This is a genomic window from Bradyrhizobium guangdongense (genome assembly GCF_004114975.1).
Classification (GTDB): domain Bacteria; phylum Pseudomonadota; class Alphaproteobacteria; order Rhizobiales; family Xanthobacteraceae; genus Bradyrhizobium; species Bradyrhizobium guangdongense.
The window spans coordinates 2,068,735-2,089,236 of sequence record NZ_CP030051.1 but is presented as its reverse complement, the minus strand read 5'-3'; the positions used below and the strand labels follow the sequence as shown (position 1 = coordinate 2,089,236).

At 65.5% G+C, this 20,502-nt stretch carries 17 protein-coding genes; 6 read left to right on the top strand and 11 right to left on the bottom strand.

The window, feature by feature from the left end:
- Nucleotides 1–22: 22 nt before the first annotated feature.
- The 4 genes from X265_RS10035 to X265_RS10020 form a co-directional block, all read right to left on the bottom strand.
- Nucleotides 23–1,429 carry an MATE family efflux transporter gene (locus X265_RS10035; protein ID WP_128964679.1) on the bottom strand — a complete coding sequence of 469 codons (1,407 nt, stop codon included), beginning with the start codon at nucleotides 1,427–1,429 and terminating at the stop codon, nucleotides 23–25.
- 63 nt (nucleotides 1,430–1,492) lie between these two features.
- Entirely contained in the window at nucleotides 1,493–3,292 is a 1,800-nt protein-coding gene (locus X265_RS10030; RefSeq protein WP_164938496.1) for an ABC transporter ATP-binding protein, read from the bottom strand.
- 410 nt (nucleotides 3,293–3,702) lie between these two features.
- Nucleotides 3,703–5,286, bottom strand: a complete 1,584-nt coding sequence (locus tag X265_RS10025; protein ID WP_128964677.1) for a DHA2 family efflux MFS transporter permease subunit — start codon at nucleotides 5,284–5,286, stop codon at nucleotides 3,703–3,705.
- A 28-nt stretch (nucleotides 5,287–5,314) separates the two neighbouring features.
- Nucleotides 5,315–6,625, bottom strand: coding sequence for an HlyD family secretion protein (locus X265_RS10020; RefSeq protein ID WP_128964676.1), 1,311 nt, complete (start codon nucleotides 6,623–6,625; stop codon nucleotides 5,315–5,317).
- A gap of 197 nt (nucleotides 6,626–6,822) precedes the next feature.
- Between X265_RS10020 and X265_RS10015 the strand changes: the two genes are divergently transcribed.
- Together X265_RS10015 and X265_RS10010 are read left to right on the top strand one after the other, a co-directional pair.
- The gene (locus X265_RS10015; RefSeq protein ID WP_128964675.1) at nucleotides 6,823–7,458 is read left to right on the top strand and encodes a TetR/AcrR family transcriptional regulator; all 636 of its coding nucleotides are present in this window, start codon (nucleotides 6,823–6,825) and stop codon (nucleotides 7,456–7,458) included.
- A gap of 56 nt (nucleotides 7,459–7,514) precedes the next feature.
- Nucleotides 7,515–7,856 carry a DUF6665 family protein gene (locus X265_RS10010; RefSeq protein WP_128969195.1) on the top strand — a complete coding sequence of 114 codons (342 nt, stop codon included), beginning with the start codon at nucleotides 7,515–7,517 and terminating at the stop codon, nucleotides 7,854–7,856.
- A 219-nt stretch (nucleotides 7,857–8,075) separates the two neighbouring features.
- Here the strand turns inward: X265_RS10010 and X265_RS10005 are convergent, their stop codons facing one another.
- Complete coding sequence (locus tag X265_RS10005) at nucleotides 8,076–9,281, bottom strand: extensin family protein (RefSeq protein WP_128964674.1); 1,206 nt, start codon at nucleotides 9,279–9,281, stop codon at nucleotides 8,076–8,078.
- 193 nt (nucleotides 9,282–9,474) lie between these two features.
- Here X265_RS10005 and X265_RS10000 point away from each other — a divergent pair, with 193 nt between their 5' ends.
- Together X265_RS10000 and X265_RS09995 are read left to right on the top strand one after the other, a co-directional pair.
- Entirely contained in the window at nucleotides 9,475–10,272 is a 798-nt protein-coding gene (locus X265_RS10000; protein ID WP_128964673.1) for a DUF2147 domain-containing protein, read from the top strand.
- A gap of 178 nt (nucleotides 10,273–10,450) precedes the next feature.
- A complete protein-coding gene (locus tag X265_RS09995) occupies nucleotides 10,451–11,923 on the top strand; it encodes a FecR family protein (RefSeq protein ID WP_164938988.1) in 1,473 nt (490 codons plus the stop codon).
- 123 nt (nucleotides 11,924–12,046) lie between these two features.
- On the opposite strand, the gene X265_RS09990 is transcribed toward X265_RS09995, so the two are convergent.
- On the bottom strand, nucleotides 12,047–12,610 hold the full coding sequence (locus X265_RS09990) for an NUDIX hydrolase (RefSeq protein ID WP_128964671.1): 564 nt from the start codon (nucleotides 12,608–12,610) through the stop codon (nucleotides 12,047–12,049).
- A 20-nt stretch (nucleotides 12,611–12,630) separates the two neighbouring features.
- The gene (asd, locus tag X265_RS09985; protein ID WP_128964670.1) at nucleotides 12,631–13,539 is read right to left on the bottom strand and encodes an archaetidylserine decarboxylase; all 909 of its coding nucleotides are present in this window, start codon (nucleotides 13,537–13,539) and stop codon (nucleotides 12,631–12,633) included.
- A gap of 35 nt (nucleotides 13,540–13,574) precedes the next feature.
- Between asd and X265_RS09980 the strand changes: the two genes are divergently transcribed.
- Nucleotides 13,575–15,239: an aminotransferase class III-fold pyridoxal phosphate-dependent enzyme gene (locus X265_RS09980; protein WP_128964669.1), complete on the top strand. Its 1,665-nt coding sequence runs from the start codon at nucleotides 13,575–13,577 to the stop codon at nucleotides 15,237–15,239.
- A gap of 308 nt (nucleotides 15,240–15,547) precedes the next feature.
- Here the strand turns inward: X265_RS09980 and X265_RS09975 are convergent, their stop codons facing one another.
- The 3 genes from X265_RS09975 to X265_RS09965 all read right to left on the bottom strand — a co-directional run bounded on the left by X265_RS09975 (nucleotide 15,548) and on the right by X265_RS09965 (nucleotide 18,102).
- Nucleotides 15,548–16,207: a hypothetical protein gene (locus X265_RS09975; protein ID WP_128964668.1), complete on the bottom strand. Its 660-nt coding sequence runs from the start codon at nucleotides 16,205–16,207 to the stop codon at nucleotides 15,548–15,550.
- A gap of 120 nt (nucleotides 16,208–16,327) precedes the next feature.
- Nucleotides 16,328–17,017, bottom strand: a complete 690-nt coding sequence (locus X265_RS09970) for a class I SAM-dependent methyltransferase (protein ID WP_128964667.1) — start codon at nucleotides 17,015–17,017, stop codon at nucleotides 16,328–16,330.
- A 32-nt stretch (nucleotides 17,018–17,049) separates the two neighbouring features.
- Nucleotides 17,050–18,102 carry a glycosyltransferase family 4 protein gene (locus X265_RS09965; RefSeq protein WP_128964666.1) on the bottom strand — a complete coding sequence of 351 codons (1,053 nt, stop codon included), beginning with the start codon at nucleotides 18,100–18,102 and terminating at the stop codon, nucleotides 17,050–17,052.
- Nucleotides 18,103–18,374: 272 nt separating this feature from the next.
- Between X265_RS09965 and X265_RS09960 the strand changes: the two genes are divergently transcribed.
- A complete protein-coding gene (locus X265_RS09960; RefSeq protein WP_128964665.1) occupies nucleotides 18,375–19,070 on the top strand; it encodes a L,D-transpeptidase in 696 nt (231 codons plus the stop codon).
- Nucleotides 19,071–19,148: 78 nt separating this feature from the next.
- On the opposite strand, the gene pcaB is transcribed toward X265_RS09960, so the two are convergent.
- Entirely contained in the window at nucleotides 19,149–20,489 is a 1,341-nt protein-coding gene (gene pcaB / locus X265_RS09955) for a 3-carboxy-cis,cis-muconate cycloisomerase (protein WP_128964664.1), read from the bottom strand.
- Nucleotides 20,490–20,502 lie beyond the last annotated feature (13 nt).

The following is a 20,502-nucleotide window of genomic DNA, read 5'->3' as shown; positions in this document are numbered from 1 at the left end:
GAGGCAAAGCGAGGTAGCCTCGCTACGCCGGCTCGCGCAGCGGCGATGCGACAGGCTCAGGATCCGTCGGCGGCGTAGCTCTCTGCCGGGCCGGCAGCGCAAGACGCTTCCTGAATTCGCGCAGCAACAGCGACACGCTCAAGCCGCCCTGCAGCGTGTTGGTCGCGATCGACAAGTACCAGACGTGCTCCATCCGGAAGCCCGGCCAGGTCGAGAGCCAGATCGACGGCAGGGAATAGGTCAAGACCCGCATGGCCGAGGTCCACAACACCGGCTTGGTGTTGCCCAGCCCCTGGAACATGCTGGAGCAGACAAAGATCAGCCCCTGCGACACCATGTTGAACGAGACGATGCGCAGAAAAAGCGAGGCAACCGCCATCGTCTCCCGATCGCTCGAGAACCCTGCAAGCAGCAGACCCGGCGCGAGCTGCGCGACGACCAGAAAAGCCGTCATCACGGCGGTCGCCATCAGCGATGCCTTGACAAAGGTCTCCCGCACGCGCGCGCCATTGCCGGCGCCGAAATTCTGGCCGGCGATGGGTCCTGCAGCAAGCGCGATGGCAAGCGCCGGCATCTGGATCAGCCCGAGCAGCCGCGTCCCGATGCCGAATCCCGCCTGCGCCGCCGCGCCAAATACGCTCAGCACGTAATAGCCCACCGCCATGACGATGAAGACCATCACAAACTCGCCGCCGGCAGGCAGCCCGACGCTGAGGATTCTCTTCCACTGCCGAAGCTGCGGACGCCATTGCGCCGGGTGAAAAGCGACGTAACGCTCCAGCCTGTGGAAATAGAGCAGCAGCATCAGCACGCCGATGCCAACCGCGATGGAGCTTGCAAGGCCCGCTCCGGCGACCCCAAGCGCGTGTCCGGTGCCCCACCCCGTGATCAGAACCGGCGCCAGCGCGATGTTGATGGCCACGGCGAGGGCCTGCACCAGCATGCTCGGCCGCACGATGCCGGTGGCCCGCAATGCGGACGCCATCACCTGCGTCGCGAATTGCAGCGCAAGTGCCGGCATGAACCAGAGCAAATAGGTCGTACCGGCCTCGATCGTGGCCTGGTCCGCTGCAATCGCGCGCATATAGGGACGTGACAGCGCAAGACCCCCGGCCAGTGTCAGCAGGCCGAACAGCACCGACAAGACGACGGACTGGTTGAAGACGAGATTGGCATCGCTGCGGTCCTTGCGCCCCACCGCATGCGACATCAGCGCCACCGTGCCGACGCCGAGCACTTGCATCAGCGCATTGACGAGAAAGCCCGCATTGCCCGCCGCAGCGACGCCGGCGATCGCCGCCTCGCCCAGGCCCGAGACGAAGTACAAATCGACCAGTTGGCAGATCATGATCGTGATCATGCCGACCACGATCGGTGGCGCCATGCTCAGGATATGGCTCGCGATGGAGCCGTGCGTCAGGTCTTTCATCTCATTCCATCCTTCGGCGGCGTGGCCGACGATCGCCCGTCGGCCACGCGCCATTCCACGTCCTCATTCCGCCGCTGCGATGTGCCCGAGCTCCACCACCTGGCGTTCGAACAGACTGCGATAGATGCCGCCGCGCTTGCCCGCGAGCGCGGCATGCGTGCCCTGCTCGACGATCTCGCCGCGGTCGAACACCAGGATGCGATCGAGGCTGCGCACCGTCGACAGCCGGTGCGCGATCACGATCGAGGTGCGGCCCTTCATCAGCCGTTCCATCGCCTGCTGGATCAGGGCCTCCGACTCCGAGTCCAGGCTCGAGGTCGCCTCGTCCAGGATCAGCACAGGCGCATCAGCCAGGAAGGCGCGCGCCAGCGCCACGCGCTGCCGCTCGCCGCCCGACAGCTTCACGCCGCGCTCGCCGACCAGGGTGCCGTAGCCCTTCGGCAGGCGCAGGATGAAGTCGTGCGCATTCGCCAGCCGCGCCGCCTGCTCGATCGCCTCCAGGCTGGCACCGGGCCGGCCATAGGCGATGTTCTCCGCAAGCGAGCGGTGAAACAGGATCGGCTCCTGCTGCACGATCGCGATCTGGCTGCGCAGCGATTGCTGCGTTGCCAGCGCGATGTCCTGTCCGTCGATCAACACGCGACCGCCGGTGACGTCATAGAGCCGCTGCACCAGCTTGACGAAGGTCGTCTTGCCGGAGCCGGAGCGGCCAACCAGCCCGACGCGCTCGCCGGCACGGATCCTGATCGACAGTCGGTCGTACAGCGGCGCGCGATGGCCGCCATAGTGGAAGGTGACATGGTCGAACACGATCTCGCCGCCTTCGATCGCGATCGGACGCGCGCCTTCGGCATCGGCGATGCCGATCGGCTCGTCATGGATCGCCACCAGCTCCTCCATGTCGTTGACCGAGCGCTGGAGATTGTTGATGTGCATGCCGACGTCGCGCAAATAAGCGTGGATGACGTAATAGCTCGTCAGCACGTAGGTGACGTCGCCGGGCGAGGCATGCCCGTACATCCACAGCAGCACTGAGCCGCCGATCACGGAGCCGCGCAGGCACAGCAGCAGCGAGAGCTGTGCCATGGCGGTGTAGTTGTAGCGAAACCAGGTCCGCTTCACCCGCACGCGCCAGCGCTTGATGACACGTCCCAGCCGCGCATCTTCCCGCGCTTCGGCGCCGAAGGACTTCACCACCGCATTGCAGGTCAGCGCATCCGCCAGGGTGCCGCCGACCTTGGTGTCCCAGGCATTGGAGACACGCGCGGCCGGCGCGATATAGCGGGTCGAGAACAGCACCGTCATCGTGACATAGACAAGCGCGCCGAGTGCGATCACCGCGCCGAGCGAGGCCCAGTGCACGCCGAGCAGGATCATCGACCCGATCAGCACGACCAGTGAGGGCAACAGCGCCAGCAGGAGCGTGTCGTTGAGCAGATCGAGCGCCCACATGCCGCGCGTGATCTTGCGCACGGTCGAGCCGGCGAAGGAGTTGGCGTGCCAGTCGGTCGAGAAGCGCTGCACGCGCAGGAACGCGTCCTGCGCCACGTCGGACATGATCTTCAGCGTGAACGGCACGATCGCCTGCAGCCCGGTCAGGCGCAGCACCATCGAGGCTGCGCCCAGCACGACGATGCCGCCGAGCGCCACCAGCGCGGCGTGGCGCGCCTCGGGACTGGATGGGCCCTGCGTCAGGGCATCGACCAAATGTCCCGAAAAAACGGGCATGAACAGGTCGGCGACGGTCGCGCCGAGCAGGCCGGCAGCGATGGCGAGCGTCCGCCCCGGCTGCTTCAGCCAGTGCCGGAACACGAAGGGCAGGACCACGCGGATCGCCGCGGGCTTTTTTGACAGAGTGGTCATGGCATCATCCGGCCGCTGCTGGCGCGGGCCGGCCCCATCGATGGACGCAAGCCGGCCACGAGGGCCGAGGCGGCGTCACTTAAAACTGAGTTTGACTTGGGAAGCGGAGCGATCGGGACTGAGAACCCAATCGAAGCTGGCGGAAGAGGCCTCTACAGGGCCGAGCACATACCGAGCCAGAAAACCGAGCGCGGGCGCACGATCTGCGAATGCGACGAAATCATGCAAATCCCTCCCCGGTTCGGTTGAATGAGGTGCGCTTTATAGATGTGTCATCCGCGATTTGCAACGGGCCACATACGAGATCACGCACGAGTGTTGCATTTTGGTGCGGGTTGCCCCGGCCTCACACTCCACGTCATTCCCCGCGAAAGCGGGAGCCGGGCGATGACACCGCGTGTGGGGCAGCGTCAATGCGCGTCGCCGCCGCCGAATGGCGAGGCCGGTCTGTTCAGCAGCGTGACCAGCAGGCTGAGACCGAGATAGAACAGCGTCAGGATGAAGAAGGCATCGCCAAAACTCATCACCACGGCCTGGCGGTGCACGATCTGGCTGAGCTGCTTCATCGCCATCAGCGTGGAGTCACCGAGCCCCTGGAATTTCTGAGCCAGCATGGTCAGCGTTTCGGTCGCGGTCGCATTGCCCCAGGTCACGCGCTCCTGCAGGCGCGTGATGTGCAGATCGGTGCGGTCGTTGAGCACGGTGTTGATGACGGCAAGACCGACCGCGCCGCCGAGGTTGCGCATCAGATTGAACAGGCCCGAGGCATTCTTCACCCTCTCGGGCGGTAGTGTGCCGAGCGCGATGTTGTTGGTCGGCACCATCGCGAACATCATGCCGACGCCGCGCAGGATCTGCGGCACGAGCAGCTCGTAGAAATCGTAGTCGCGCGTGATCCAGGTCATCTGGTAGGAGCCGATCGCGAACACGATCAGGCCGAAGGCGATCATGTAGCGCATGTCGAGGCTCGCCATCAGCCGGCCCACCAGCGGCGCGACCAGGAACATGGTGATGCCCGAGACGAACATGGTCTCGCCGATCATCAGCGCGCTGTAGCCGCGCACCTCGGCCAGATAGCGTGGGTAGATGTAGGTCAGGCCGTAGAGGCCGATGCCGATGCAGAATTGTAGCGTGGAGCCGACGGCGAAATTGCGGTTGGAGAAGGTGCGCAAATTGACGATCGGTTCAGTCGCCGTGAAGACGCGCACGAAGAAGGCGATCGCCGAGAGAACGCAAATCCACGCGCAGATCGCCACCGAGGTGTCCTGCAGCCATTCATATTGCGGACCTTCCTCCAGCACATATTCCAGCGTGCCGAGAAAGCCGGCCATGAACAAGAGGCCCCACCAGTCGAAGCGGTCGAGCAATTCGAAATGCGGCTCGTCGAAATCGACCAGCGCCAGCACGCCCAAGGTGATGCCGATGCCGGGAACGACGTTGATGAAGAACAGCCAGTTCCACGACATCAAATCGGTGATGTAGCCGCCGACGGTCGGTCCGATTGTCGGGGCCAGCGTCGCAACGAGGCCGATGATGGGACCGACGATGTGGAATTTGGTGCGCGGGAACACGGTATAGGCCGAGGCGAACACCGTCGGAATCATCCCGGCGCCGAGAAAGCCCTGGAGCGCGCGCCAGAGGATCATCTCCTCGATCGTCGTGGCGAAGCCGCAGAGCAGGCTCGATGCGGTGAAGCCGGCCGCGGAGATCGCGAACAAGAGCCGCGTGCCGAAGGCGCGCGACAGGAAGCCGGACAGCGGGATCGCGATCACTTCGGCGATCAGATAGGCGGTCTGGACCCAGGAGACTTCGCTCGAGCTCGCCGACAGGCCGGCCTGGATTTCGTTCAAGGAGGCCGAGACGATCTGGATGTCCAGGATCGACATGAACATCCCGAACACCATGATGATGAAGGCGAACAGCCGCTTCGGCGCGATGCGCTCCGAGGCGGCCGATGCCATCATGGCCGGTGAAGCAGTCGTGGCGGTAGCCATGGTCTGACCTCGCAGCGCCCAGGCGCGCTTACTGCGGATGGATCATGGTGGGATCGTCGAGGTCGATCTCGCTGTCGGCGTCGGCAGCACCCTTGTTGGTGTCCACGGTGGCGTAGACCGACATGCCGGCACGGAGCAGGTTCTGGTTCGCAACTGCCTTCGGCACGCGGATGCGGACCGGCACGCGCTGCACGATCTTGGTGAAATTGCCGGTGGCGTTGTCCGGCGGCAGCAGCGTGAACACCGAACCGGCGCCGGCCGCGATGCTGTCGACCACGCCGGAGAACTTGCGCATGCCGTAGGCGTCGACCTTGATCGTTACCGGCTGGCCGGGGCGGATGCGCTTGAGCTGGGTCTCCTTGAAATTGGCGTCGATATAGACGTCATCGAGCGGCACGACATTGCCGAGCCGCTGGCCGACCGCGACGAAGTCGCCGGCGTTGACGAGGCGGTTGGAGAAGATGCCGTCGACCGGCGCACGCACGGCCGTGAAGGACAGATCGCGCTCGGCCTTGGCGAGCGTGGTCTTGAGCTCGGCGAGCTGCGCCTGGGCTTCGGCCTGCTGCGCCTTGGCGACGTCGACATTGCTGACCGCGACGTCGTAGGCCGCCTGCGCGGCCTTCACCGCGGCGGCGCCCTGGTCGCGCCCGGCTTCCGAAGTTTCGAATGTCGCGCGCGAGGCGAAGCCCTTGTTGCTCAGCGCCTGCTGGCGCTCATAATCGAGATCGGCGCGCTTGAGGCCGGCTTCGGCGGAGACGAGTTGCGCCTTGGCCTGTACGACCTGGCTGTCGAGCGCCGCGATCTGGCGGCCGATGCGATCGATGGTGGCCTGCTGGGTCCCGATCCGGGTCGCAGCCGCATCGACCCCGATCTTGTAGTCGCCGTCGTCGATGCGCAGGATAGTGTCGCCGGCATGCACCGGCGTGTTGTCGCGGGCAAGGATCGACGAGATGTGGCCGGCCACGCGCGCGCCCAGCATGGTGTTGTTGGCGCGGACATAGGCATCGTCGGTGGAGACGAAGAAGCGGCCGACCAGCGTGTAATAGCCGGCATAGCTTGCGGCCGCGAGCGCCAGCACGAGGCCGATGCCCATCATGACGAATTTGCGCTTGCCGGATTTTGGCGCGGCAGCGGGCGCGGATGCAGTCGGGGCCGGTTGGTCGGTCACGGGCTTCTCCGGCGCCTCGCTGGTGCGGCGCTTGGTCTCTTCGGCCACATGAGAGCGCAGCTGTTCGGCGAGGACTGCTGATGTCCCGGTCGCAGCTTCACCGTTCGCGGGTGCCGTTTCCACTGCTTCCTGGCGAAGGACGCGCGCAGCCTGGTCTCTCGATGCGGCCATAAAGGCCTCCCCCATAAAAACGCGATTCGGGGCGGCCGTCGCACAGCCGCGGTTTCCCGCTCGCCCTCCCAAATACCATTGACCGAACGGTTCGGTCAATCTAATAAATATTCCCGGGCCGATCCTACTAGCTCGAATCCTTTATTCAGGTTTCATGCTTCGAGCCCGCTTCAGAAACCTTCCGAGACGCTGAACCAATGGTTGTAGCCAGTCGCGAACATCTGCACGTCCTCCAGGAGGAGGACAGCTCCAAACGCCGCCAGATTCTGGCTGGCGCCCGTAAGGTGTTCATGGATCTGGGTTTCGACGGCGCCAGCATGGGCGAGATCGCCCGCGCGGCCGGCGTTTCCAAGGGCACGCTCTACGTCTACTTCGCCGACAAGAGCGCGCTGTTCGAAGCCATCCTGGAGGAGGAAGCGCTCTTTCACGGCCAGGTCGTGTTCAATTTCGACCCTGCGCGCGACGCCGAGACCACGCTGAAGGACTTTGGCCAGGCCTACAACCACCTGCTCTGCCGGCCCGGCGGCGGATCGGCGATCCGCACCGTAATGGCCATCGCCGAGCGCATGCCCGACGTCGGCCGCCGCTATTATCTGCGCGTGCTGGACAAGACCATCAACCGGCTGTCCGAATATCTCAAAGCCCATGTCGCCTCGGGCGATCTCGAGATCGACGATTGCGACCTCGCCGCCTCGCAGTTTATGGAACTGTGCAAGGCCTCGCTGTTCCTGCCGCTCATCTTCCAGGCCGCCTCGCCGCCATCGGAACAGCGCATGACGGAAGTCGTCGACAGCGCGACGCGGATGTTCCTGGCCGCCTACAAGGCAAAGTAACGGCAGCCCGGACCCCGCGTTGCACGTCCGGGACGCGCGCCATTATATTGAGCGCCATGTCCCGTGATCTTCGCCCGCCGGTCGATATCCTCCACTACGAGCTTGTCCAGGAACAGGCCTCGGCGCTTGGACGAATGGGCCGCACGCTCGAACAGGCGCTGGCCCAATTGCGCGACTTCGACGCGGCCCATCCACGCCTGGAAATGCCGGCCTCGCTGCAATCGGCAAGACGGAAGCTGGTGATGGAAGCCGGCCAGGCGCTCTGGATGTTCGTCGTCCAACGCGAGGCAACCGGCCTGCGCGACAGCCGCCACATCATGCGGACCTACAACGTCCCGGCCGAAGTGCAGCTGTGCATGGGGCTGGCGCCGGCATCGTCGAAGCCGAGCACGAGATGATGGCTTAGTCTAGCCCCGCCAAGGGTAGCAGATGACGTCGTCGGCTATCAGGAATCTCTGTCTCTCCTCGTCATTGCGAGGAGCTCTTGCGACGAAGCAATCCAGGCTGCCGCCGCGGTGACAATCTGGATTGCTTCGCGGAGCCTGTCATCGGGCCGCGCTTCGGGCGGGCCCGTTGGCGCGCAATGACGACGGAGGACGATTCTCGCAAGACTATTGTCAGTCGTCCGAGAACTCGTCTTCCTCGTTGATCTTGTCGCGCTTGCTTTTGTGCGTGCCGAGCGAGCCGGTCACGTAGGGATCGCGCGAGTTCGCATAGGGATTGCGCCGCTGGGCGCGTCCGGCAACCTCTTCGCCGGAGACTGCGGCCGGCTGGCAGATCAGCCGGCGGCTGGCGCGGCGCATCAGATCGACGTGGATATGATCGTAGTGATAGACGTTCGAGCCTGGCGCGAGCACGGTGGTGAAATGCGCGCACGCGCCCGACTGCACGTCGCGCAAAAATCCCTGCTCTTCCGGCATGCCGTGCCAGCCGTCCTTCACGGTGATGCGGCGGCCGTCAGCGAGCACGAAGGCGGCGACGTCGAGCGCGTTGCCGAAGGCGTGCTCGGAAACATGGGCGTGCGGATTGCCGTTCATGCCGCGGCAGGAATAGGCGGAGATCTGCTTGATCTCGACCACACGGGCGCCGAACCAGCGCATCGCCGAAGGCTGCACGCTGTCGGCAAGCCAGCGGTCGAGTTCGGAGACGATCGGACAAGCAAGCGTCGCCGTCGGCTTGATCGCGACGGGACCGACGGCGGCGACGGGATTGCCTTGGGCAGGACCGAGCCGCGGCAGCGGCTGCTGCGCCGGCGCCTGCGAATACGGAGCCTGCGAATACGGCGCCGGCCGAGCCGGATAGCTCGGCGCGTTCATGTAGCGCGCCGCACCTGCGGCATCCGTGCCCTCTGGCGGCAGGTCGATCTCGTCGTCCTGCGGCGCCACGCCGGGCGCATTGAGCGACACCGGGCCTGACGAGGCGCCATAGCCGGTGGGCTGGCGCACCGCGCTTTCAGGGTAGTTCGACCGCTGCGGATAGCCGGGTGCCGGATAATTCGATTGCGGCTGGTTCACCGGCCAGCGCGGCTGATTGCCGATCGTGCCGGGCGGGCGCAGCTCCTCGTCGGCAAAGCCATAGCTGCTCGAGGCTTCACCCAGGGCGGCGACTTTCAGCGGAAACTCGGCGCCACACATTCCGGGGCCGGAGATCGGCTCGACCCGGACGATGTCGGCGCTCTCTTTCACGGCGCCCGATTTCAGGCACGCCGCTTCGGCCTCGGCCCGCCACGGTTCACGTTCGGCCTGGAACCAGCCGCGTCCGCAACCCGCAAGCGAAACAAGGACGATGGAGCCGACGAGATACAAACGAACTCCGCGCGTCATGCGCGCACGTTCGGTGAATTTACTTAAAGACTCTTCAACACGTTGATTTCAGCCTTCCTTAACCATGCCGGGCTCGGGCAGCCGTTGTGAGGTCCATCACAGAACGCCCGATAGCGCCGGCATAAGGTCGAACCACATCCGGTCCGCGACCGACTTCAGTCCAGCTCGGACCCACGCCATTTCGGAGATTGTCATGAACAAGCTCAGCATCGCCGCCGCCGCGCTCTTCCTGGCCTCGACCGCCGCCGCGCATGCCGGCAATTCGCTCTCGTTCCAGATCGAGGGCCAGCGCATCCGCATCGAGACGCCGCGCAATTGCGCCTCGCTCGATTGCGTCACCATCGTGGCGCCCGGCCTGTCGGACAAGCCGATCAAGCTGAACAACATCAATCTCAACGGCCTTGGCGGCTCCAGGAACGACGACACCACGCCGTCGACGACGACGGCACAGCCCGCGCCCGCTCCGGTGCAGCAGCAGCCCGTGGCGCAGGCGCCGGTGCCTGGCCCCGCTCCGGCAGCGCCGACCGCTGCCCCCGCTCCGGCAAATGTTGCTGCCGCGCCGCCCCTCGACACGACCGTGCCGCCGGCGCCGGTTGCAGCTCCCGCTCCGGTTGTCGCGCCCGCGCCGGTTGCCGCGGCGCCCGCCTATACGCCGCCGCCCGCTCCGGCGCCTGTCGCGCCCGTGCAGGCCGCGCCCGTGCAGGCCGCGAATACACCGATCGGCGTCTGGGCCACCGAGGAGAACAAAGGCAATGTTCGCGTCGAACAGTGCGGCACCAATCTCTGCGGCTATGCCGAGAAAACCAATGAGCGGATCCTGATCAACATGAAGCCCGATGGCGCCAAGTGGAGCGGCCGCATCCACGACCCCAACTCCGGCCGCAACTACGACTCGACCATCGCGATGAAAGGTCCGAACGCGATGCGCGTGCAGGGCTGCGCCTTCGGCGGCCTGTTCTGCGGCGGCCAGACCTGGAAGCGGGTGAGCTGACGCCGCCGCTGGCAAGCGTTCTTGTTCTCATGATGGCGCCACGTCCTTGATATCGGGACGTGGCGTTTGAACGTCCGCCCGTCCCATGCGACACACGTTCATCCGCCATTCAGCCATATCAGGCTGATATCGGCTGACCTCGCCTCGCGTTCTCACCGGGACCTCATTCGTGGATTTGATGGTGGCTTGGCGCCGCATCGTGTTCGCTTTGCCGCTGCTGGCGCTGCCGCTGGCGGGTGCTGACCGCGCGTGCGCATCCGACGCAGTCGAGCTCGCGCAAGCCCAACTACAAGCTCAAGTACAAGCTCAAGTACAAGCTCAGCCGCAAGCGCAGCCGACGCCCGCGCCCTCCCCGGCGCCATCGGCCTCGCCCGCACCGGCCACCGACGCCCAACCCGCCGCTGTGGAGCCGATCGGCAACGTCGCGACCGTGACGGGAATCGCGACCGTGATCCGCGACAAGAACTCCTATCCGCTGAAGGTGCGCGACGACATCTATCTCAACGACGTCGTCCAGACGTCCTCGAACTCCTCGCTCGGCATCACCTTCAACGACGCCACCACGTTCAATCTTTCCGCCGGCTCCAAGATCACCATCGACAACTACGTCTATGAAGACGGCGGCAAGCAGAATTCGGCGATCTTCGACATCGGCAAGGGCACCGTCGCCTTCGTTGCCGCGGCCGTGGCGAAGACCGGCGACATGAAGATCGCAACCCCGACCGCGACCCTCGGCATTCGCGGCACCACCGGCGTCGTCGACGTGCCCGAGGGCGCGGCCGCGAGCAGCGCCAACAACGTCAACATCAAGCTCTATCCCGACGCCGATGGCCGGGTCGGCCATATCGAGGTCAGCGACCGCACCAGCGGCACGCGGCTCGGCTCGCTGACGCAAGCCGCGAGCGGCTTTGCGATCCGGCCGGGCGCGGGCGGCCCAGCCGGCATGCGCTTCGCCGCGGTGCCGATCACGATTCCACCGCAGCAGATTGCGCGCGACCGCGGCTTCGTCAGCCAGGTGCATGCGGCGCAGACCACGGGTCGCCAGATCGTCACCGAGCAGCGCGACTTCCGCCGGACCAATCCGGCTGCGGTCAGTCGCATCCCACGCCCGGCGCAGCCGCCCCAGCAACAGCAATTGCGTCCGGCGACGACGCCGAACCAGCAGCCGCAGCGGCCGAACGGTCAGCCGGCTCAGCCGGGCCAGAACAACCGTCCGGGTCAGCAGCCGCCCGGCGCGCAGACACCGGGCCGGCAAGGCGGCGCCGTGCAACCGGGCACGCCGCGCGCGGGCCAAGGTCCGCAGCAACATGGTCCGCAGCGACCCGGCCTGCGGCAGAGTCCGGGACTACCGGCTGCTCCGCCGCGCAGCGGACAAGGCACGCAGCCCGGCGCGACGCCGCAGACCCAGCCACCGCGCGGCGGACAACCTCCGCAGCGGCCAGGCGCGGTCACGCCTCAGCCAGGCATGACGCCACCGCCGCAAGCGCCGCGCACCGGACTGCAGCCCGGCCCGCAGCCGGCCGTCCAGCCGCAACAAGGCGGCGTCCAGCGCCAGCCCGGCCTGCAGCAGCGCCTGCCCGGCGTCCAACGCCCCGTCGTGCCGCGCAGACCTGCGCCGGCTCCGGCGCCGAGGGAAAAGAAGCGGCAGTAGTTGGAAGGGCGCGCCTCCCCTCCGTCGTTGCGGAAGCAGCGATGTATCGGAGTCGGGCAAAGCGCAGCGTGCCCACCACTTTCTCGGCAATGACGGCGTAGAGAGAGAGACGAATGGGAAAGCTCACGCCTCGCCGCGCAGCCAGGCTCGGACCTTCTGCAACAGGCCATGCCTGAGTTCGTCGACCGAGGCGGCTTCGGCGGGAGTCAACGTCTGCAAGGCGGCATCGATATCATCGGCCGCCAGCGTCGGCGTCGGCTCAGTCGCAATCGGAAGCCCCGCCGCCGCGATCGCGATCGGGCCGACCTGGGTGAGGAACGCACGCTCATATTCGCGCGACAGGCGCGCAAGCGCATCGTCCAGCGTCAGCCAGTCGACCGTCTTGATGTCGCTCATCAGCTTGCGGACGGGGCCGCCCTCGGCTTCCATCCGCCAGAAGTGCACGACCTTCGAGCGCCCACCCGACTGGTAGACCAGCGTGCCCAGGAATTCGTGCATGGCGACGTCGTGGCCGGTCTCCTCCAGCACCTCGCGGTGGGCGGCCTGTTTCGGCGTCTCGCCGTCGTCGAGCTTGCCCTTGGGCAGCACCCATTCGTTGCGCTTGCGCTGTCGCACGACGGCAATCAGCGGCGCCTCGCCACGCCGCAGCACGATCCCACCCGCCGCCATTACCGGCGTCCGCACCATCACAGATCCCGTCGTATCGTCTAGCCGTCCCCGCCAACGATATAGCCGCAACCCGCGGCGGAATGAAGACTCCGCCGAAGCAGGGCCTGACCTGCGCGAATGCGCGTCCCCTCGGTGATCCCCTCACAGAATGAAAAGTCGCCGGGCGCGAGGATGATGATGGTCGAGCCGTGTTCGAACCAGCCGAGCTCCTCGCCCTTGGCCACGTTGACGTCGCAGGGGAAATTGACCGGTCCCCTGGTCTGCGCGTTCAGCACCGTGTCGAGGAAGTGCAGCCGGATGCTCGCAACCAGGATCGCGGCGACCGGCACCAGCGTCACCGCTTCGCCGGTCGACAACCGCGTGCGGATCACCGCGCGCTCGTTCTTGCAGAACAGGCGTTCGACCCTCTTCAAGGCGATCGGGTTGACGTTCCAGACGTCGCCGTGGATCAGCGTGACGCGCTCGATATGCGCATCATAAGGCGCATGGAAGCGATGATACATGCTCGAGGTCAGCCGCAGCGTGACGAAGCTGCCATCGCGATGCTGCTCGACGAGGGCGGGATCGCCGAGCAGATCGAGCAGCGAATAGGGCGCGCCCTTGACCTGGAACAACTCGGTGTCGGCGATGCGGCCGTGGGCGCCGACGATGCCGTCGGAGGGGCTCGCGACAACCGAAGCGTCGGGATCAAAAAGTCGCAGGCCCGGCTTCAGCTCGCGCGTGAAACAGTCGTGCAGGCTGTTGAAATGGTCTTTCTTCGCCTCCGAGAGGTCGAGATCGGAGAACAGCTTCCAGAGTGCGATGGAGAAATCCCGCACCAGCGGATTCTCGATCTTGGAGAACCAGCCCATGAAGCGGGTCAGGCCCGCGCGAGGGATGCGGTTGGTCAGCAGGAAGTTGAGGTCTTCCTGCTGGGTGAAAGAGGCGATGAGGGCTTTGACTGTCATGAATCTGTCAGCTCACAGTATTAGCGCTTGTTGTCATGGAAACGACACTCCCGATTCTCTCGATATCCGTGGCCGCCGCAGCATCCGCTGCCGCCGTCCTCCCGAAGATCAAGGCGCGGGTCGAACTGTCCCGCGCCAAGCACCGCTCGCTCGCCGGCCACTCCAAGATGTCGCGCCGGGTGGCAAAGCTGCTGCCCTTCTACGAGTTCGACGGCGACAGATATTTCGGCTGTGACGACGCGCCCGCGAATGTGGTGAAGCAGCGCAAGGACGGCTTCTTTCGTCTCGCCGGCCTCTACGCCGAGCGTTATCCCAAGGGCCGCGCGATGACGAAGGAAGCGGCCGAGACGATCTCCGACCTCAACTTCACCGAAAGCTATCGCGTGCCGTTCCAGTTCTCGCGCCTCGTCCGCGAGCATCTGGGCACCTCGACCTTCATGGAATCGTCGCGCGGCGTCACCGTGACCGATGTCGACGGCAACAGTTCGTACGACCTTACGGGATCCTACGGCGTCAACATCTTCGGCCACGACTTTTACAAGGAGTGCATCGAGGGCTCCGAGAGGCGCGCGCATGCGCTCGGTCCGGTGCTCGGCCCCTACCACCCCGTCATCCTCGAAAACGTGCAGCGGCTCTGCAATATCTCGGGTCTCGACGAGGTCTCGTTCCACATGTCCGGCACCGAGGCCGTGATGCAGGCGGTGCGGCTGGCGCGCTACCACACCAAGCGCACGCACCTTGTCCGTTTCGCCGGCGCCTATCACGGCTGGTGGGGCGACGTGCAGCCCGGCGTCGGCAATCCGATTCCCGCGCATGAAACCTACACCCTCTCCGAGATGTCGGAGAAGACCCTGCATGTGCTGAAGACGCGCAAGGACATCGCCTGCGTGCTGGTCAATCCGCTGCAAGGCCTCCATCCGAACGTCAACGCGCCCGGCGATTCCTCGCTGGTGGATTCCTCCCGTGGCGGCAATTTTGATCGCGCGGCTTACACGGCGTGGCTGAAGAAGCTGCGCGAGGTCTGCGACCAGCGCGGCATCGTGCTGATCTTCGACGAGGTGTTCGTCGGCTTCCGTCTCGCCGCCGGAGGCGCCCAGGAATATTTCGGCGTCAAGGCCGACATGGTGACTTACGGCAAGAGTCTCGCCGGCGGCCTGCCTGTCGGCGTGGTCTGCGGCAAGCGCGAATTGATGCGTCGCTTCCGCGACGATCGTCCCGCCGACATCTGCTTCGCGCGCGGCACCTTCAACTCGCATCCTTACGTCATGACGGCGATGGACGAGTTCTTGAGCCGGCTGGCCAGCCCGAACTTCCGCGCCATCTATGACGGCCTCGACGCGACCTGGAACGGTCGCGTGCAGAAGCTCAACCAGATGATGAGCGATGCCGACCTGCCGGTGCGGTTCGCCAACTTCTCGTCGATCTGGACCGTGAAATACACCATTCCGTCGCGCTACAACTGGATGCTGCAATATTACCTGCGCGCCGAGGGCCTGGCGTTGAGCTGGGTCGGCACCGGCCGGCTGATCTTCAGCCTCAACTACACCGACGCCGATTTCGCTGAGGTCGCCGACCGCTTCGTCCGCGCGGCCGGGAAGATGAAGGCTGACGGTTTCTGGTGGCACGACGGCGCGCTCACCAACAAGACCATCAAGCGGCAGATCTTGAAAGAGATGCTGGCCAAACGATTTGGTCGCTGAGGCTCTTCCCTCCACCACAACCGTCATTCCGGGGCGAGCTCTCTCCTCCCCCTCTCCTCGCTTGCGGGGAGAGGATTGGGGTGAGGGGGACTCTCCGCAGGCTCGGTGAATATTGGCGGACGCCCCACTAGCAACGCGCGCGCGGAGAGCCCCCCTCACCCGCCGCGCTACGCGCGTCGGCCTCTCCCCGCACGCGAGGAGAGGCGAAGGAGCCGCCGCAGCGACAGCCTCCAACACGTAGATGCCCGGGACGAGCCCGGGCATGAGGTAACCATCAGACATCGGGATGTTTAGTGAGACCAGCGCGCTCAGGCGTGCTGCTCTTCGAGCACGGGCTCGGCAATCAGGCCGAGCGTGTGTTCCGGGTTGAGATGCAGGCCGGGATCCATCAGTTCGCCGCGCATCAACGCGAGCGGCGCACTCCGATAGAGCATCAGATCGTGGAACGGGTCGGTCAGGATCTTGGTCATCCAGACGAGGCCGGTCTCGACGTCGCGGATGAAGAACAGATGCACGGTGCGGAACAGAAGGCCGCCCCCGCCGACCACGAGCCAGATCTTGGCAACCTGCCGCATGAAGTCGGTCGCGCTCGCCCAGGGCTTGAACAGGCCGAACAGCGTGGGATCGGCAAACAGCACCAGGGGCGAAGCCGCCCAGATCGCCATCAGCACCACCTTGCGCTGGAGATTGTAGCCGACCTTGATCTCTTCCTTGTATTCGTGCGTCGCCTGGTTGATGTGGTCGTAATCGTGCGGCTCGAAGAAGAAGTGACCGGCCTGGCGCGAGGTCATCGAGACCAGCCAGCCCACCAGCGCCGAGATCACGGGATCGACGAACAGCCAGACATAGGCGAAGAGAAAGCTCAGCGCGCTGACGAAGTGCAGGCTCTGATTGATGCGGCTGTGGTGATAGTAGCGATGGTCGTCCCAGCGCTGGATCCGCAGCTGCTCGAGATAATTCTTGATCATGCTCTCCCCCAAAATGCTTCGGGTTCAGGATTTACAGAGATTCGATGTACGCGGTGTGACATCATCATTTTGTCATGTGACGGTGCGCAGCGACGCGGCGACGCACGCACATGAGCGCGATCAGGCCGCCTTGGCGATCTCGATCTTGCGGAAGCGCACCAGAGAGAAATGGCCGAGCGGTGGAATCAGGCGACGCTCGGCAAGTTCGATCCCCTTCGCGCCGGCGAGCCATTTGGCATAGCGCGACCAGGCGAACTCGGCGGTGCGGAAGCCGAGCGGACGCACCACCGGCTGGAGCTTCTGCTCGATGAACCGGCGCATGCCGGTGTCGGCGCTGACGCGGGTGAGAATAATCAGCTCGCCGCCCGGCCGCAGCACGCGGGCGAATTCGTCGAGCGCCTTCTCCGGATTCGGCACGGCGGTGACGACGTACTGCGCCATCACGACGTCGAAGGAATTGTCGGGGAATTCGAGCTTCTCGGCATCCATCACCGCGAGGCCCTCCACATTCTTCAAATTGCCCTCCTTGACGCGGCGGCGCGCCTTGTCGAGCATCGCGTCCGAAATGTCGGTGCCGAAGATGCGCAGGTTCGGGGCGTAGAGCGGCAGCGAGATGCCGGTGCCGACGCCGACCTCGAGCACACGCCCGCCGATCTTGTTGGTCGCTGCGATCGCCGCCTGCCGGCCCTTGGCGAACACACCGCCGAACACGAGATCGTAGACCGGCGCCCAGCGATCATAGGCCTGCTCGACGGAACCACGGGTGAGGTCGAGCTGCTGGGTGCCGTCAAGGTTCATGATCTTAGCCATCGATGAGGTTCTCGCTGTGGGTCAAATATGGATCAACCGCGCACCGGCCGCCGCGCCATCCGAGGCGAGGCGCGCAGGGCGCGGCTGGGCTGAAGTGAGGTGAGATTGCCGACGAACTGGCGCGCACTGTTCTCCCAGGAGCGCTCCAGCGCGAAGCTGCGGCAGGTCTCGCGCGACATGGTGAGCGCGCGCAGGCACGCGGCGCGCAGATCATCGTCGATTGCGCCGATCGGATGGCCGGCGATGACGTCCTTCGGACCCGTGACCGGAAACGCCGCAACCGGCGTGCCGCAGGCGAGCGCTTCGAGCTGCACCACGCCGAAGGTGTCGGTGAGGCTCGGAAACACGAAGACGTCGGCGGCGGCGAGATGGGCGGTGAGATCCGCGCCCTTCTTTTCGCCGAGGAAAACGGCATCGGGATATTTCTTCTCGAGCGCCGCCTTCTGCGGACCGTCGCCGACGACGACCTTGGTGCCGTGCAGATCGAGCGCGAGGAACGCCTCGAGATTCTTCTCCACCGCAACGCGGCCCATGGTCATGAAGATCGGACGCGGCAGGTCGAGGGGCGCAGCGCCATCTGGATGAAACAGCTCGGTGTCGACGCCGCGCGTCCAGAAGCCGAGCCGCTTGAAGCCGCGGCCTGCGAGCTCCTGACGCAGCGACGGGGTCGCCACCATGGTCATTGCGGCGGCATCATGGAAGTGGCGCAGCACGGCATAGCCGATGGCGACCGGAAGACCCGTCCGCACTGAAATGTATTCCGGAAAGCGCGTTGTGTAGGAGGTGGTGAAGGCGAGCCGGTTGCGGCGGCAATAGGCCCGGGCAGCCCAGCCGATCGGGCCTTCGGTGGCGATATGCAGAGCGTCCGGCGCGCACTTCTCGATCCGCCGCGCGATCTCCTTCGCCGAGGGCAGCGCGATGCGCAGGCCCGGATAGGTCGGCAGCGGCCATGATCGGAAGCCGTCGGGCGTCAGGAAGTCGATCTCGACATCGAGGGCCTTGGCCGCGTTCGCCAGCGAGGTCAGCGTGCGCACCACACCATTGACCTGCGGATGCCAGGCGTCGGTCGCGATTAATACCCGCATGGGGAAATCCCGAGAGTTTGATGATTCTCAGGCACCGACCATCAACGAAGGATATTTCAGGCGTGTGACGTCACAGAAGTGTCGGCCCGTTGTTTTGTTCGTTAACGGCCCCCTGCGGCCACGAAACTGTCATGAAACAATCCTTTCCGCGACGAAACCGTTTTCGGTTTTCCGCGGAAACGTCCCGAAACCATTTGCCGCTAGGAGTTTAGGCAACGGAGCACCGAAACGGTGCCGGGTGACAGAGAACACCGAGCAAACAGGGGCGACCAATGTTCAAGCTGAACACGATGAAGACGTTCTCGCGCGGCGCTGCCGTCAGCGCAGTGGCCGTTGCCGCAATCGCATTCGCAGGACCGGCCAAGGCCGCGCCCGTGCAGCTCTTCCCGTTCTTCCCGCCGCTGACCGCGCCGCAGCCGCTGCAGCCATACCAGCCCTATCAGGCGCCGACCTACCAGACCGCGCCGTCAGAGGATCAGGACGCCGTCGAGACGCCGGCCCGCTTCCGCCGCCAGACCGTCTCCTACGCGACGCGCGAGGCGCCAGGCACCATCATCATCGATACGCCCAACACCTATCTCTACTATGTGCTCGGTAACGGCCAGGCGATCCGCTACGGCATCGGCGTCGGTCGCGACGGCTTCACCTGGTCGGGCACGCAGTCGGTGACCAAGAAGGCCGAGTGGCCGGACTGGACCCCGCCGCCGGAAATGATCCAGCGCCAGCCCTATCTGCCGCGCCACATGGCCGGCGGGCCCGGCAACCCGTTGGGCGCCCGCGCCATGTATCTCGGCGGCACCGTCTACCGCATCCACGGCACCAACGCCCCTGATACGATCGGCAAGCACGTCTCGTCCGGCTGCATCCGCCTGACCAATGACGACGTCTCCGACCTCTACTCCCGCGTCAGCGTCGGCACCAAGGTGATCGTGCTGCCGATGACCGAGCGCCGCGCCGAACTGAGGTAGGCGACGCTGTAAACTCGCTTTGAACGTAAAAGGCCCCGGTGACGCCGGGGCCTTTTCGTTTCAGGAGAAACGATAACATTAGCCGCCCAGAACGCGATCGACCATCCGGCCGGAGAGGCCGAGATAATTGGCGGGATCGCAATGGCGGCGGATGGCGTCGACGCCACCGAGCGCGGCGACGATCTCCGGCACGCCGGACAGGATATCGGCGAGGTCGCCGCCCTGCTCGATCGCCTTGCGGCAGGCATCGTAGACGACGTCATGCGCGTGTTGCCGCCCGAGCTGCGTCGCCGCCGCCATCATCACGGCTTCGGCGACGATCAGGCCGTGGGTCAGGCCGAGATTGGCGCGCATGCGCCTCTCGTGCACGACGAGGCCGGCCAGCATGAACTTCGCGTTGGCAAGCGAGGACGCGGTGAGCAGAAAGCTCTCCGGCAGCGACACCCATTCGAGATGCCAGGGGCCGGTGGCGCGCTCGAAATCGTGGATCATGCCGTCGAGCATGGTGGCGACGTGCTGGCGTACGGCCTTGGCGGCGGCGAGCATCAATTCGCTGGAGATCGGGTTGCGCTTCTGCGGCATGGTGGAGGACGCGCCACGCCCGTGCACGAAGGGTTCGGACAACTCGCCGAACTCCGTCGCGCACATCAGCATCACGTCGGTGGCGATCTTGCCGAGCGTTCCCGTGATCAGCCCGAGCAGCGTCACCGCCTCCGCGATGCCGTCGCGCGCGACGTGCCAGGTGATCGGCGGTTGACGCAGGCCGAGCTCCTCGCAGAACAGGCGCTGCATCTCGAGGCCCCCCTCGCCGATCGAGGCGAGCGTGCCGGCGGCGCCGGAGAACTCGCCGAGCAGGATGCGCGGCCGCGCCTGGTCGACACGTTCGATATGCCGGTCGATCGAGGACAGCCAGATCGCGACCTTGTAGCCGAAGGTCACCGGCAGCGCCTGCTGCAGATGGGTGCGGCCGGCCATCGGCGTGTCGCGGTGTTTGCGAGCGAGATCGGCGAGAATGGTGCGCAACTCCCTGAGGTCGCGCGCCACGATGTCGAGCGCGGCGCGGATCTGGAGCACGTTGGCGGTGTCCATGATGTCCTGCGTGGTCGCGCCCCAATGCACGTAGCGGCCGGCTTCGCCGGCGGCCTCGGACAATTGATGCACCAGCGGCAGGATCGGATAGCCGACGATCTCGGTCTCGCGGCGCAGCTTGTCGAAATCGAGCTTGATGCTGCGCGAGGCGGCATCGATGGCGGCCGCCGCGTCCTTCGGCACCACGCCGGCGCGGCCCTGCGCGCGGGCGAGCGCCGCCTCCGTTTCCAGGTAGCGGCCGACCAGGGCTTCATCGGAAAACACCGCGCGCATCTCGGCCGTGCCGAACATGTCGCGGAACAGCGCGGAATCGAAAACGGTGCTCGCCATGGCGTTTCCCTTG

What these genes read in the sequence shown, in the direction of transcription:
- X265_RS09965 (WP_128964666.1), bottom strand. Translation starts at nt 18,102, where the DNA reads ATGCGGGTATTAATCGCGACCGACGCCTGGCATCCGCAGGTCAATGGT.
- X265_RS09995 (WP_164938988.1), top strand. Translation starts at nt 10,451, where the DNA reads ATGGTGGCTTGGCGCCGCATCGTGTTCGCTTTGCCGCTGCTGGCGCTG.
- X265_RS10005 (WP_128964674.1), bottom strand. Translation starts at nt 9,281, where the DNA reads ATGACGCGCGGAGTTCGTTTGTATCTCGTCGGCTCCATCGTCCTTGTT.
- X265_RS09960 (WP_128964665.1), top strand. Translation starts at nt 18,375, where the DNA reads ATGTTCAAGCTGAACACGATGAAGACGTTCTCGCGCGGCGCTGCCGTC.
- X265_RS09990 (WP_128964671.1), bottom strand. Translation starts at nt 12,610, where the DNA reads ATGGTGCGGACGCCGGTAATGGCGGCGGGTGGGATCGTGCTGCGGCGT.
- X265_RS10000 (WP_128964673.1), top strand. Translation starts at nt 9,475, where the DNA reads ATGAACAAGCTCAGCATCGCCGCCGCCGCGCTCTTCCTGGCCTCGACC.
- X265_RS10035 (WP_128964679.1), bottom strand. Translation starts at nt 1,429, where the DNA reads ATGAAAGACCTGACGCACGGCTCCATCGCGAGCCATATCCTGAGCATG.
- X265_RS10010 (WP_128969195.1), top strand. Translation starts at nt 7,515, where the DNA reads ATGTCCCGTGATCTTCGCCCGCCGGTCGATATCCTCCACTACGAGCTT.
- X265_RS09970 (WP_128964667.1), bottom strand. Translation starts at nt 17,017, where the DNA reads ATGGCTAAGATCATGAACCTTGACGGCACCCAGCAGCTCGACCTCACC.
- X265_RS10020 (WP_128964676.1), bottom strand. Translation starts at nt 6,625, where the DNA reads ATGGCCGCATCGAGAGACCAGGCTGCGCGCGTCCTTCGCCAGGAAGCA.
- X265_RS10030 (WP_164938496.1), bottom strand. Translation starts at nt 3,292, where the DNA reads ATGACCACTCTGTCAAAAAAGCCCGCGGCGATCCGCGTGGTCCTGCCC.
- pcaB (WP_128964664.1), bottom strand. Translation starts at nt 20,489, where the DNA reads ATGGCGAGCACCGTTTTCGATTCCGCGCTGTTCCGCGACATGTTCGGC.
- asd (WP_128964670.1), bottom strand. Translation starts at nt 13,539, where the DNA reads ATGACAGTCAAAGCCCTCATCGCCTCTTTCACCCAGCAGGAAGACCTC.
- X265_RS09975 (WP_128964668.1), bottom strand. Translation starts at nt 16,207, where the DNA reads ATGATCAAGAATTATCTCGAGCAGCTGCGGATCCAGCGCTGGGACGAC.
- X265_RS09980 (WP_128964669.1), top strand. Translation starts at nt 13,575, where the DNA reads ATGGAAACGACACTCCCGATTCTCTCGATATCCGTGGCCGCCGCAGCA.
- X265_RS10025 (WP_128964677.1), bottom strand. Translation starts at nt 5,286, where the DNA reads ATGGCTACCGCCACGACTGCTTCACCGGCCATGATGGCATCGGCCGCC.
- X265_RS10015 (WP_128964675.1), top strand. Translation starts at nt 6,823, where the DNA reads ATGGTTGTAGCCAGTCGCGAACATCTGCACGTCCTCCAGGAGGAGGAC.